7 protein-coding genes are annotated in these 13,682 nt (G+C 70.6%); 4 read left to right on the top strand and 3 right to left on the bottom strand.

The annotated features are described in order from the left end of the window. Positions 1 to 99: 99 nt before the first annotated feature. Both OV207_RS31205 and OV207_RS31200 read left to right on the top strand, forming a co-directional pair. On the top strand, positions 100 to 2,304 hold the full coding sequence (locus OV207_RS31205; RefSeq protein ID WP_267558655.1) for a DUF4082 domain-containing protein: 2,205 nt from the start codon (positions 100 to 102) through the stop codon (positions 2,302 to 2,304). 35 nt (positions 2,305 to 2,339) lie between these two features. Next, positions 2,340 to 3,788 carry a PDZ domain-containing protein gene (locus OV207_RS31200; RefSeq protein WP_267558654.1) on the top strand — a complete coding sequence of 483 codons (1,449 nt, stop codon included), beginning with the start codon at positions 2,340 to 2,342 and terminating at the stop codon, positions 3,786 to 3,788. A gap of 21 nt (positions 3,789 to 3,809) precedes the next feature. Here the strand turns inward: OV207_RS31200 and OV207_RS31195 are convergent, their stop codons facing one another. Together OV207_RS31195 and fusA are read right to left on the bottom strand one after the other, a co-directional pair. Next, the gene (locus OV207_RS31195; RefSeq protein ID WP_267558653.1) at positions 3,810 to 5,075 is read right to left on the bottom strand and encodes an RNA polymerase sigma factor; all 1,266 of its coding nucleotides are present in this window, start codon (positions 5,073 to 5,075) and stop codon (positions 3,810 to 3,812) included. A 200-nt stretch (positions 5,076 to 5,275) separates the two neighbouring features. Beyond that, positions 5,276 to 7,381 carry an elongation factor G gene (gene fusA, locus OV207_RS31190; RefSeq protein ID WP_267558652.1) on the bottom strand — a complete coding sequence of 702 codons (2,106 nt, stop codon included), beginning with the start codon at positions 7,379 to 7,381 and terminating at the stop codon, positions 5,276 to 5,278. Positions 7,382 to 7,940: 559 nt separating this feature from the next. On the opposite strand from fusA, the gene OV207_RS31185 reads away from it, so the two are divergent. Next, entirely contained in the window at positions 7,941 to 9,191 is a 1,251-nt protein-coding gene (locus OV207_RS31185; RefSeq protein WP_193430426.1) for a hypothetical protein, read from the top strand. Between the two features lie 101 nt (positions 9,192 to 9,292). On the opposite strand, the gene OV207_RS31180 is transcribed toward OV207_RS31185, so the two are convergent. After that, a complete protein-coding gene (locus OV207_RS31180) occupies positions 9,293 to 11,881 on the bottom strand; it encodes a DEAD/DEAH box helicase (RefSeq protein WP_267558651.1) in 2,589 nt (862 codons plus the stop codon). A 263-nt stretch (positions 11,882 to 12,144) separates the two neighbouring features. Between OV207_RS31180 and OV207_RS31175 the strand changes: the two genes are divergently transcribed. After that, entirely contained in the window at positions 12,145 to 13,650 is a 1,506-nt protein-coding gene (locus OV207_RS31175) for a hypothetical protein (RefSeq protein ID WP_267558649.1), read from the top strand. Positions 13,651 to 13,682 lie beyond the last annotated feature (32 nt).

Raw genomic sequence — 13,682 nt, 5'->3', positions numbered from 1 at the left:
GAACACGTCACCCTCGAGTGCGAGGCTCGACTCCGGAACAGACAGTGTGCGAACCACCGTCTGTCTTCATCCCGAGCTTCACATCAACGGAGTCCAACAATGTTTCGACGTGCATCACGCTGGGCCGCGACCTTCGCGGTGGGTGTCACCTGGGCGCTCGCGGGCTGTGGTCCCTCGGAGCCCGCGCAGCCGGCGACACCGGAGGCCACGCAGGGCGCGCAGCCGCTGCTGGCCGGAGAGCGAACGCTGTTCGGCGCCTCCGCGCTGCCGGCCGAGTCCGCCGCGAACGACAGCGCCGCGGTGGAGCTGGGCATGCGGTTTCGCAGCGACGCGGCCGGGCGCATCATGGGCGTGCGCTTCTACAAGGGCGCGGGCAACACGGGCACGCACACCGGCAGCCTGTGGTCCGCGTCCGGGACGCTGCTGGCCACCGCGACGTTCCAGGATGAGATGGCCTCCGGCTGGCAGGAGGCGCGCTTCGCCACGCCGGTCAACATCACGGCGGACACGAACTACGTCGTCTCGTACCACGCGCCCGCGGGGCACTACGCGGTGACGAACAGCGGCTTCGCGACCGCGCTGGCCGCGCCGCCCCTGCACGCGGCGGCGGACGTGACGGGCGCGCGCAACGGCCTCTATCGCTACGGCGCCAGCGGCTTTCCGACCGACAGCTACCAGGCCAGCAACTACTGGGTGGACGTGGCCTTCCAGCCCAACGACACCACGCCCCCGCGCGCGCCCACCAACGTCACGGCGGCGCCCAACTCGCCCACCGCCATCGACCTGACCTGGTACGCCTCCGTGGACGGCAATGGCGAGATGCAGGGCAACGCGCGCGCGCACCTGGTGTACCGGGGCAGCCAGCTCATCGCGGAGCTGCCCGGCACCACCCTGCGCTACCGCGACGCCGGCCTGACGCCCGCCACCACGTATTCGTACACGGTGCGCGGCCGTGACGCCGCCGGCAACGTGGGCCCCGCGTCCGCCACCGTCACCGCCACCACGCTGGTGAACAGCGCCTGCAACCCGTGCAGCCTGTGGAACGCCACGACGGGTACCCCCTGGGCCATCAACGCCGACACCACCCCCACCGAGGTGGGTGTGAAGTTCCAGTCGGACGTGGCGGGCACGGTGACGAAGGTGCGCTACTACAAGAGCAGCATCGACAACGGGCCGCACGTGGGCCACCTGTGGAGCGCCACCGGCACGCTGCTGGCCACCACCGAGCAGGCGCCCGCGGAGAGCGGCTTCGGCTGGCGCGAGCTGACGTTCACCACGCCGGTGAGCCTGGCGGCGAACACGCCCTATGTCGTGTCGTACTTCGCGACCGCGGGCAACTACCTCATCACGCCCTACTACTTCACCACCGCGGGCGTGGACATGCCGCCCCTGCACGCGCCGTCCACCCTCGCGTCCGGCGGCAACGGCGTGCGTCACCTCAACGGCAGCGGCTTCCCCACGGAGGTGTGGCGCGACACCAACTACTGGGTGGACGTCACCTTCATCCCCGCCCAGTCCCCGCCGCAGACGTCCGTGGACCTGTCCGTGCAGCAGTCCTTCCCGGCGGGCGCGGGCGCCAACGGCGACATGCTGTTCTACGACATCACCGTGACGAACCACGGCACGACGACGGCCACCGACCTCACGCTGGACGTCCCCATCCCCGCCGGCCTCAACTACTTCTTCTACAGCGCGACGCCAGCGGGCAACGGCGGCTGCTCGTTCTTCAGCGACCTGCGGTGCACGCTGACCAGCCTGGCGCCGGGCGCGAGCGCCACGTTCCCGGTGACGGCCTTCCCCACGGCCTCCGGCACGTTCCAGAGCGTGGCCACCGTCACGGCGGCGCAGCCGGACTCCGCCCCCGGCAACAACACCCACAGCCTGGGCATCCCCGTGGGCCCGTCCACCAACCTCATCACCTTCGACACGTTCCCCGGGCAGGATGAGGTCCTCACCGGCCTGCACGGCCCCATGCACTTCAGCCAGAACGACTGGTACATCGCCTCGCCGTGGGGCGGCTTCGGCACGAAGAGCGTCTCCTTCAACGGCGGCGGCCTCACCCAGGGACGGCTGTCGGTGTTCGGCCAGCGGCGCGTGCTCGGCATGGACGCCTTCACCTGGGACACGGGCGCGACGCTCACCCTCACCTGTCTGGACCTGCCCACCCTCACCTTCCCCCTGACGGCGGGACAGGTGACCCACGTGGTGACGAACTGGCAGCAGCCCTGCACGGTCTTCACCATCTCCACGTCCAACGGCTGGGACACCAACCTGGACAACATCCAGTTGTCGCCGCGCCCCTGAGCGCGTGACGGCACGGCGGCGGGTATGCTGGGAGGATGCCCGCCGCCCTCCTCCTGCTGAGCGCCGCCACCTCGCTGTTCACCACGACGTGGCTGCTGGCCGCCGCGCCCTTCACCGTCGCCGTGGAGCCCGTCGGGTTCTCCGTCCGCTCCAACGGCGAGGAGGTGGTCATCACCCAGGTCGTGCCGGGAGGCCCGGCGGCTCGCGAGGGCCTGAAGCCCGGGATGCAGATCCAGAACCTCGTCAGCCCGCTGCGCCCCGGCAGCCACGGGCCCCTCACGAACATGAACGAGGCGGACCTGCGGACCTCGCTCACGCCCACCTGGGAGGAGCCGCTCATCATCGTCGTGGGCACGCTCCAGAAGAACGCCATGTTCACCCTCCAGCGCACCGACAAGCCGCCCCGGGTGGAGTTCCCCGTCATCCCCCTGCCCCCGGAGCAGGTGCGGCTGCTCACGGTGCATCAGCAGTTGCGCTACACGACGCTGCTGTCGAGGGTCGAGCGAGGGGAGCCCGGTCCCGTGCAGGCGCCCACCGTCGACATCCAGCAGGACAACACCGCCTGGGTGACGCAGGGCCAGCTCCAGGTCGTGGACGAAGGCGGCTTCACGGGGAAGTGGGTCCATCCCCGGTTCGTCCTCAAGTCCAACTGTCCCGAGCGCCTGGAGAAGCTCGTGGTGCGCGGGGGCGCCGGCCGTCCCCAGACGCTGCGGCCCGAGCCCGGCTCACGCCGCGCCGCCCAGCAGTTCACCCTGGACCTGCCGCTGTGGTCCATCCGGGACGTCACCCAGGGCTGCGCGAAGGGACTCACGGAGCTCACGGCGTCCGTGATCGCGGAGGTGTCCTGCGTGAACGACCCCGTCCTGCGCAAGACGCTGCCGCTGAAGCTGGCGCTGACGTGCGATCAGCCGATCGCGGGGTGGCGCGTGTCCAGGCTGCTGCTCAACATGGGTGAGAACGACTTCCTGGTGGGCGCGCAGGCCGTGGTGCCGCTGGAGGCGCGGCTGGCCTCGCTCATCCCCCAGGCCACCTTCGTCACGGTGGTGGAGGTGGATGACAAGGGGAAGGTGACCCGCCGCTTCGCCACGGCGCCGGTGACCGGGGAGGCGAAGGAAGCGAAGGAGGTGAAGACGGAGGTGGCGCTCGACACGAAGACCGCGCGCACCGTGCGGCTGGCCGCCGAGCTGAAGTTCGCCGACGGCAGCACGCGACTCACCCCCGTGGAGTCCGTGGACATCCTCACCGCGGAGCAGAAGGCGAAGGAGGAGCGGGACTGGGTGGAGGGCAACGAGAAGCTGCGGGCCTTCACCGCCCGGATCCAGAAGGAGCGCCCGGACCCCTGCGCCAACGTCGCCGCCACGGTGGAGTGGATCCAGCAGCAGCCCGAGGTGTCCCACGCCTGGGCGCCGAAGGACGGCCACAACTTCAACTACCAGGTGAAGGGCTTCGATCAGCCCATGATCTTCATGTGCCACCACCGGTAGCGCTGGGGCCGGCCCCCGGCGCTACGACGGGAGGAGCCGGGTGCAGGCTTCGGCGCGCGCCAGCAGCAGCGCCTGTTCGCGGGCGTTGCGCGTGAGCGAGGCCGCGCGCTCGAACTCCGCCCGGGCCTCCTTCAGGCGCCCCAGCTTCTGGAGCAGGTCGCCGCGCACGCTCGGCAGCAGGTGGTAGTGCTTGAGCGAGGGTTCGGCGGTGAGCGGGTCCACGAGTTCGAGCCCCGCGGCGGGACCGAACGCCATCCCCAGCGCGACCGCGCGGTTCAGCTCCACCACGGGCGACGGCACCAGCCGCGCGAGCAGGGCGTAGAGCTCCGCGATGCGGCGCCAGTCCGTCTCCTCCGCCGTGCGCGCCCGGGCATGACAGGCGGCGATGGCCGCCTGCACGCAGTACGGGCCCTGCATGCCCTCCAGCTTCTGCGCGCGCTCCAGCGCCGTGAGGCCCCGGCGGATGAGGAGCTGATCCCACAGCGCGCGGTTCTGCTCCAGCAGCAGCACGGGCTCGCCCGACGGCCCCACGCGCGCCCGGGACCGGGACGCCTGGATCTCCATCAGCGCCACCAGCCCGTGCACCTCCGGCTCTCGCGGCACCAGCTCCGCCAGGATGCGGCCCAGGCGCAGCGCGTCCGCGCACAGCTCCGGGCGCATCCAGTCATCCCCGGCCGTGGCCGAATAGCCCTCGTTGAAGACGAGGTAGATGACCTCCAGCACGGAGGACAGCCGCGCGGCCAGCTCCTCGCCCCGGGGCACCTCGAAGGGGACGCGCTTCTCCGCCAGGGTCCGCTTCGCGCGCACGATGCGCTGGGCCACCGTCGGCTCCGGGACGAGGAACGCGCGGGCGATCTCCTCCGTCGTCAGTCCGCCCAGCAGCCGCAGCGTGAGCGCCACCCGCGCCTCCGGCGACAGCACCGGGTGACAGGAGGTGAAGACCAGGCGCAGGAGGTCGTCCCCCACGTCATCGTCGAGCGCCGCGTCCAGGTCCGGGACCTCCGCCTCCTCCAGGCCGTGTCCCAGCTCCTCGTGCTTGCGCGCCAGGAGCTTGTGCCGGCGCATCTCGTCGATGGCGCGGCGCTTCGCGGTGGCCATGAGCCAGGCGCCGGGGTTGTCCGGCACGCCCGACACCGGCCACTTCTCCAGCGCGGCGACGAGCGCGTCCTGCGCCAGCTCCTCCGCCTGCCCCACGTCGCGCACCATGCGTGCAAGGCCGGCGATGAGCCGGGCGGACTCGATTCTCCAGACCGCGTGGACCGCAGCCTGTGTGTTGGAAGCTGTCACGCGAAGGACTCAATCACCTCTGTCCGCCGGTGCAAGCCCGCGATGACCGCTCCGTCCGCCCCGCGTCGAAGTCCTCCATCCCCAGGGCACCTCGCGCACGCGCGGCCCGTGCTCCAGCGCTTGACGGGCCTCCGCCAGGCCTGACGAAAGCAAGCGGCCCCGGGACCCTGACATCGGATCCCGGGGCCGCTGACCTCACCTCACGCCCGCGCTTCGGACACGGACGCCTGGAGCGCTTCGGGCACCGGCTCGTACGCCCCCAGGCGCATGCTGGCCTGGGCGCGGCCCTGCGTGCGGCCCCGCAGCGACGTCACGTAGCCGAAGAGGCGCGCCATGGGCACTCGCGCGGAGACGCTCCGCGCCGGGCCCTTCGCCTCCATGCCCAGCACCCTGCCCCGCCGCGCGGACAGGTCCCCCAGCACGTCGCCCAGGAACGCCTCGGGCGTGGTGACCTCCACCTCCATCACCGGCTCCAACCCCACGAGCCCCGCCCGCCGCGCGGCCTCCTGGAGCGCCATCGAGCCCGCGACGGCGAACGCCTGCGGCGTGGAGTCCTTCACGTGCGTGTCGCCGTCCACCAGCCGCACCTCCACGTCCACCAGGGGCACCCCATCGCGCAGGCCTCGCGCCATGGCCCCGGCCACGCCCTTCTCGATGGCGGGGATCAGCTCCCGTGGGATGGTGCCGCCCTTCGTGGCGTCCACGAAGACGAGCCCCGCCCCTCGCGGCGCCGGCCCCACGTCCAGCACCACGCGCGCGTACTGTCCGGGCCCGCCGGACTGGCGGACGTGGCGGTACTCCTGGCGCACCGTGCGCCCGAGCGTGTCGCGGTAGGCCACCTTGGGCTGTCCCACGCGCGCCTCCACGCCGAACTCCGTCCTCAACCGCTCCACGATGACCTCCAGGTGCAGCTCACCCATGCCGGACAGCAGCACCTGGCCGCTCTCCGGATCCACGCCCACGCGCAGCGACGGATCCTCCGCCGCCAGCCTCTGCAGTCCCTCCTCCAGCTTCGGCAGCTCCCCGGGCGAGCGCGCCTCCACGGCGAGCTGCACCACGGGCTCCATCACCCCCAGCGACTCCAACACCACGGGCGCGTCCGGGTCGCACAGCGTGTCGCCCGTGCGCACGCCCTTGAGGCCGAGCGCCGCGCAGAGGTCGCCCGCGTGCACCTCCGCCACCTCCTCGCGGCGGTTGGCGTGCATGAACATCAGGCGGCCCACCCGCTCCTTGCGGCCGGTGGCGGGGTTGAGCAGCACGGTACCGGCGCGCAGCGTGCCGGAGTACACGCGCAGGAACACGATGCCGCCCACGGACTTGTCGCTCATCAGCTTGAACGCCAGGGCGGCGGGGGGCGCCGCGTCGGACACGGGACGGGACACCTTCTCATCGGTGCCCGGCACACAGCCCTCCACGGAGGTGAGGTCCGACGGCGCGGGCAGGTAGTTGACGACGGCGTCCAGCAGCATCTGCACTCCCTTCTTCTTGAAGGCCGACCCGCACAGCACCGGCACCAGGGTCCGCGCGAGGGTGCCCGAGCGCAGCGCGCGCTCCAGGTCCTCCACGGTGAGGTCCTCCAACCGCCCTTCCACGAACTTCTCCAGCACCGTGGCGTCCACGTCCGCGCACGCTTCAATGAGCCGCAGGCGCAGGGGCAGCACCTCTTCCAAGAGCGCCCCCGACACGGGAGCGTCGTCACTGAAACCACCGTCCTCGCCGTCGAAGCGGATGGCCCGCATGCGCACCAGGTCCACGAGGCCGTGGAAGTCCGCGCCGTCGCCCAGGGGCCACTGCACGGCCACCGGATTCGCGCCCAGCTTCTCCTCCAGGGACTTCACGCTCATGGCGAAGTCCGCGCCCACCTTGTCCATCTTGTTGATGAACACGATGCGCGGCACGCCGTAGCGGTCCGCCTGCCGCCACACCGCCTCCGACTGGGGCTCCACGCCCTGGCTCGCGTCGAGCACCGCCACCGCGCCGTCGAGCACGCGCAGCGACCGCTCCACCTCGATGGTGAAGTCCACGTGGCCCGGCGTGTCGATGATGTTGATGCGGTGGAGCGCGCCCGCGGCACGCCCATGTCGGGGCTCCCAGAAGGCCGTGGTGGCCGCGGAGGTGATGGTGATGCCGCGCTTCTTCTCCTCCGGCATCCAGTCCATCTCCGTGGAGCCGGAGTGCACCTCGCCCATGGCGTGGATGCGCCCGGTGAAGAAGAGGACGCGCTCGGTGAGCGTCGTCTTGCCCGCGTCGATGTGGGCCATGATGCCGATGTTGCGATACCGCTCGATGCGCGTGGTGCGGGACATGGAGGTCTCCTGAGCCCGTCGGGCAGCGAGGCCCGCGGGGTGTATGGGATTGAGGCGCTGGTGGGATGAGAGGAATGAAGCGGCGCGGTCCTTCAGGCGCACGCACGCGTGACACTCCGGAGGGGCACGTCAGGCCCGCTCAGGAACGCGTGAGGACACACGAAGGCACCACGGGAGTCATCGGGCGGAGACGGGACTCACGGCACACGGGGACCAGCCACCCCGCGCACCGGAATACACCGGTCCGCCTGCTCAAATATCGAGCAGAACCTCGTGACGGGGGGCGAGGCGCACGTCCGCCGCCGGCGCGAAGGCGCTCTGGGTCGGCAGGGCATGGATGGTGACGGGCCTCATGATGCTTCTTAGGTAACCGTCCAACCCCACCTTGTCAATCCAGCCACCCCGGGGCCGCCATGGGATTGAACAGGAGCCCCTCCAAGAGCAAAGCCCTCCTGATTCGCGCATAATATGTAAAAATAGAATAGCCAATAAATCCCGACACCGACAAGGAAGGGGGAGGTTGGCGCGGAGCCAATCCTTTGCACACAAAGGGAACCCCATGTCCAAGCTGCACAGAACGCTGCTGACCGCCTCCGTCGCGCTCCTTGGGTTGAACGGGTGTGGTGGCGCGGAGCTCCCGGAGACGGAGCTGGCCAGCACCCAGCAGGGCATGGAGGTGGCGGCGGCCATCCCACTCCCCATCCCCGCCTGCCTGGGCGCGCTGGACACGGACGGTGACGCCGTCTGCGACCTGGTGGAGTTGCTGTTGAACACCAACCCCAACAACCCCGACACGGACGGGGACCGGCTCAACGACTACGCGGAGTCGTTCGGCTTCGGCGGCGGCCTGGACCTGACGGCGCTCGGCGCGAACGCGCGCAGGAAGGACATCTTCATCGAGGCGGACTACTACCCGGGCCTCCAGCCGACCCAGGCGATGTTGAACCGCGTCATCACGGCCTTCGCCAACGCGCCGGTGTCGAACCCGGATGGCTCCACGGGCATCACGCTGCACATCGTGGTGGACCAGCAGATCGCCGCGGCGGACGCGGACATGGACCTGAGCCCCATCTGGACGGACTTCGACGTCATCAAGGGCAAGTACTTCGCCGCGCTCCGCGCGCCCTACTTCCACTACATGCTGTTCGCGAACCGGTACGCCGGCGGCAACTCCAGCGGCATCTCCCGCGGCATCCCCGCGCATGACTTCGTGGTGACGCTGGGCTTCATCGGCGGTGGCACGGAGCTGCAACAGGCCGGCACCCTCATGCACGAGCTGGGGCACAACATCGGCCTGCGGCACGGCGGCAACGATGACAGCAATTACAAGCCCAACTACCTGAGCATCATGAACTACGAGTACCAGTTCCATGGCTTTGGCATTGGCGGCCTGAACAACGTGCTCGACTATTCGCGCGTGCGGGTGGCCTCCTTCAACGAGGCGACCGTCAACGAGGTCTCCGCCTTCGCGCCCGTCGCCCCGACCACCGAAGCGGACCTCGCCCTCATCAGCGGGCTTCGCTTCAACAACGTCCAGGTCGTTGGCAACGCGAGCGTGAACCTGGACTTCAATGCCAACGGGAGCATCCAGGCCGCGTCCTATGCCCGGGACTTCAACCGCAACGGCACCGTCAACAACGTCTTCCCCGCGTCGCAGCACGACTGGCTGGCGCTCGCGTACGACGGCGGTGGCCAGATTGGCTTCGCCGGCCAGGGCTTCACCCAGGACCTGGGCCGCGAGGAGCTGTTCCTCGTCGCCCCGGAGAAGATGGAGCCCTGCCTCACCGTGTCCGAGCGCGACGCCCGGTAGTCACCGCGGCCCCTGCTGAAGCGTCGTCGCTCCGCCGCCGGGTCCACCTTCACGGGTGGGCCCGGCGAGCGTGTCCCCAGCCCCGGACGCGACGCCAGGGCTCAGTACCGGCGCCTGCGCCTGCCGGGGCCCTTCCGCTTCCCCTGCGCGGCCCCGGACTCCTCCGGCCAGGCCCGCCGTCCGGGCGTGGGCCGCACCCGGCCCTCTTCGGCCAGCTCGTCCGGCATCCACGGCCGGTCCAACATCTCCTGCAGCTCCAGGAGCGACTCCGCGCGCACCATCCCGCGCCGCCCTCGCGCCACGCAGAAGCGGGCAGGACGGTCCAGCACGGGCAGCTCCTCCTCCACCAGCGTGCGCGCGAGCTTCTCCGGCAGGTGCAGCCACACCGTGCCTCGCGGTGCCCCGTCCGCGTCCGTCTCCACGTCGTACTCCAGCGGGACGTCCTGTTCGCGCACGGACACCGAGTCCGGCAGCGCCAGGAGCGCCTGCCGGATCTCAGGGGAGGCGAACCGGTCCAGGTTGAAGAACAGCATGCGGTCGCGGAAGTCCTCCATGGAGTCCACGCCGTCCAGCTGGGCCTCGTAGTGCGCGGTGAGCTCCGGCAGCCCCAGCCTCGGCGTCCGTCCCCCCGAGCGGCGCCACAGCTCGCGGGCCTGGGCGATGGCGACGCGGTGGCTGTCCACCGCCGGGTGTGAGGCCTCCCCCCGGGCCAGGGCCTCCGCGAGCGCGTGACGGGCCAGCCCCGACAGCTCCGGGCCCCAGGAGCGCAGCACCTCCTCCTCGTGCATCAGCTCGAAGCCGAAGTAGTCCAGCTGCTGCTCGAACACGAGCGCTCGGGCGCGCGGGTCATACACGGGCGTGGCCGCGCGGCGCTGGGCGTACTTGCGCAAGAGCGCCAGGGGGAGCTGGGTGCCGTCGATGCCGGCCTGGGAGTTGCCGGAGCGGTCCGCGAAGTAGCGCAGCACGCCCGCCACCGCGCCCAGGTTGCCGCACACGCTGGACTTGGACACCCGCGCGGAGTCGCCCCAGGCGGTGCGCTCGTCGATGACCAGGTCGAAGGGCATGTAGCGCGCGAGCAGGTCGCAGAAGCGCTGGTGGATGCGCGCGTTCGCGAAGGGCATCTGCCCGGGCAGCGGCAGGCCCACGCTGCGGTACACGCTGGAGAGCGCGAGCGCCGCGTCTTCAATCGCCTTCACCAGGACGCCGCGCGAGTCCGCCCAGGCCGTGAGCCGCTCCGCATTGAAGACGTGGCGCGGCAGCCCGTGCGCCTCGCCCATCGCGCCCGCCGCGCGGAAGGCCTCCGCGTAGAGGTTGTAGGCGGTGAGGTGGTCGCTGCCGGGGACGAGCACCTCCTCCAGGTTGCGCTCCTCGCGCGTCATGCGGTGCAGCGAATCAATGCTGCTGCACACGGCCAGGAAGGGGATCAGCGCGTCGTCCGCGTTGACGATGAGCTCCGCCCACGGACGGTCCACGGGCAGCGCCTCCACCGCGCGGCCGTAGTCCGTCAGCCGCCCCTGCCCGTCCACGATGTGGCGCGCCTGCAACCGCGTCAGCGCGCGGCGGTAGGCCACGCGGTCCAGGGGCACCGGCAGCTCCAGCTCGTCCGCCCACACCCCCAGCGCGGCGGCGGTGAGCGCCACCCGCTCCGGCTCTCCCGCAAGCTGGAACTCCGGTTCGGTGGGCCGCAGCGAGGCGAAGTGGACGGGCCGGTCGCTCAGGATGAAGACGCGCCCGCCCTCCACGCGCCCGTGCACGCGCCCCGCCATCTGCAACAGCTCGTTGTTGCCCAGGTGCACGCGCACCAGCACGTTGCGCCCACCCTCCACGCGCGTCGTGAAGCGCACGTCCTCGATGACCACCGTGTCGAGCCCCGGCACGTTGAGGGCGCTCTGGCCGGCCGCCGTCATCGCCAGCAGGAACGGGCGGGGCGTGGTGCCCTCCAGGAAGGGGCGGATGGCGCGCAGCGGCTCACCGCCGTGGTAGTGGGCGGCGTGCAGGTCCGGGTAGCGGTCGCGCACGCTGGTGGCCGTCTCCTCCACCGCCGCGCGCGTGGCCAGGAAGACGCCCACCCCGCGCGACTCCCGGCGGACGTCCCGGAAGAACGCCTCGTCCAGGAACGCGCGCGACTGCCGGTGCTCCACGATGACCCGGGCCGCCTTCGCGGGGTCGAACGTCGTCACCCGCAGCACGTCCGCGCTGCCCAGGTAGCTGGCGTAGAAGGCCGGATCCACCGTGGCGGACAGCCACACGAAGCGGCAGCCCACGCGCTTTCCCAGGGCCAGGCACAGCTCCAGCTCCGCGGACGTCTGGTGGATTTCATCAACGATGAGCGTGTCGTCGCGCCGGATGGCGCCGTCCTGGAACCACCGGCGCGCGATGCCGGTGGTGACGATGAGCACGTCGCACAGGGACGTCTCCGCCGTGGCCTCGCGCTCGCGGTTGACCACGGCCACCGTCAGGTTGCCCCGGCCGAGGATCTCCTCCGCGATGGTGCGGATGGCCAGCGTCTTGCCCGTCCCCGTCCCCGCCACGATGCCGAACCCCTGGCCGCTCCGGGCCAGCGCCCGCAGCCGCTCCCCGTGGTGCTCCTCCAGGTATGTCTTGAGGCGCAGGCCGGTCGCCAGCTCGATGGTTTCGCACGCGGCGCGCGTGGGCGCGATGACCACCACCCGCCCGCGCGAGGAGGGCACGGAAGGGGAGGGACTCCGGGGCGGCAGGTATCGGTCGGTGGGCGTTCTCACTTACCCCCCGTGATACGCACTGCCGGCCTCCGGCGATACCTCCGTGTGGGGGCCCGGAGGCCGGCCGCCCGCCCGCGGGGCTGGAATCCACCGCCCGCCCGGGCACCACCGCGAAAAATCGCCCGGTGGGTGAGGAATATTCAAATCAGCCCTCGTACATGTCCCGGCTGGCGAGAAGCGCCCAGCCCCTGATTCCTTCGAGGGGGATCCCCATGTCCATGTTTCACAAGCACCTGCTGACGGCCTCCGTGGCCCTCATCGGTCTGAACGGTTGTGTCTACGGTTACGTCTACGACGCCGCCACTGGCAGCGCCATGCAGGACGCGACCGTGACGGTGCTGTCCGGCGTCTGCTCCGGCACGGGCTGCGGCAGCAACCCCACCTACCGGCAGACGGAGTCGTCGGGCCTCTACGTCTTCGACGCCTACGGCGACAAGAACGGCGATGATCAGGTCCAGCTGCTCGGCATCGCGTCCGGGCAGGAAGCGCTCCGGCTCTATTACAGCCGCGCGGGCTACCGCTCCGTCAGCGTCTACCACAAGCCCAAGTACGAAGAGGTGACGCAGGACGGCAACACCTACCAGGTGTCCAACGTCCAGCCCGTGTACCTGTGCACGACGACCGCCCTGGACTCCGACGGTGACGGCATCTGCAACGACGCGGAGGCCCGCTACGGCACCAATCCCTACAACACCGACACGGACGGCGACCGCATCAGCGACAACGCGGAGCTGTTCGGCTACGGCGGCGTGGACCTGCGCTACTACGGCGCGGACCCGAAGAAGAAGGACGTCTTCGTGGAGATGGACTACTACCCCGGCCTCAAGCCCACCCAGGGCGCGCTGGACCGCGTGACGGCCGCCTTCGCCGCCGCGCCGGTGACGAACCCGAACGGCACCACCGGCATCGCGCTGCACCTGGTGGCGGATCAGCAGATCGCCGCGGCCGACGTGGACCTGGACCTGAACCCCGTCTGGCCGGACTTCGACGTCATCAAGGCGAAGTACTTCAACGCGCGCCGCGCGCCGTTCTTCCACTACCTGCTGGTGGCGGACCACTACAACGCGGGCGGCTCCAGCGGCATCTCGCGCGGCATCCCCGGGCACGACTTCATCATGACGCTGGGCAACTGGAGCACGCCCGGCGGCACGGAGCAGCAGCAGGCCGGCACCCTCATGCACGAGCTGGGGCACAACATCGGCCTCATGCATGGCGGCAACGAGAACACGAACAACAAGCCCAACTACCTGAGCTTGATGAACTACAACTACCAGCTGGGCGGCCTGCGCGTGGACGGCGCGGACGGCGTGCTCGACTACTCGCGCCTGCGCATCGGCGCCGTGTACGAGTCCTCCCACAACGAGGTCTACGCCTTCTCCGCCCTGAGCCCGACCACCGAGGCGGACCTGGCCCACTACGGCGTGCGCATCAACAACGTGTTCGTCAGCGGCAACGCGAGCGCCAACCTCGACTTCAACAACAACGGCGTCATCCTGAACGCGTACGTCTCCGGGAGCCTCAACGGTGACGGCGACGCCCTGGACACCTTCGCCGCGTCGCAGAACGACTGGACGGCCCTGGTGTACGACGGCGCCGGCACCATCGGTGACGGCTGGCTGGGCAACACCCAGGGCCTGAGCCGGCAGGAGGCCTTCTTCGTCGTCCCGGAGAAGACCGAGGCCTGCATCACCGAAGCCCACGCGCGCGGCGGCCGGTAGTCCCGCCTCCCCTCCCACGCACGCAGCACCCG

The organism is Corallococcus sp. BB11-1 (genome assembly GCF_026626625.1).
In the GTDB taxonomy this organism is placed as follows: domain Bacteria; phylum Myxococcota; class Myxococcia; order Myxococcales; family Myxococcaceae; genus Corallococcus; species Corallococcus soli.
This window is presented reverse-complemented; position numbering and strand designations above follow the sequence as displayed.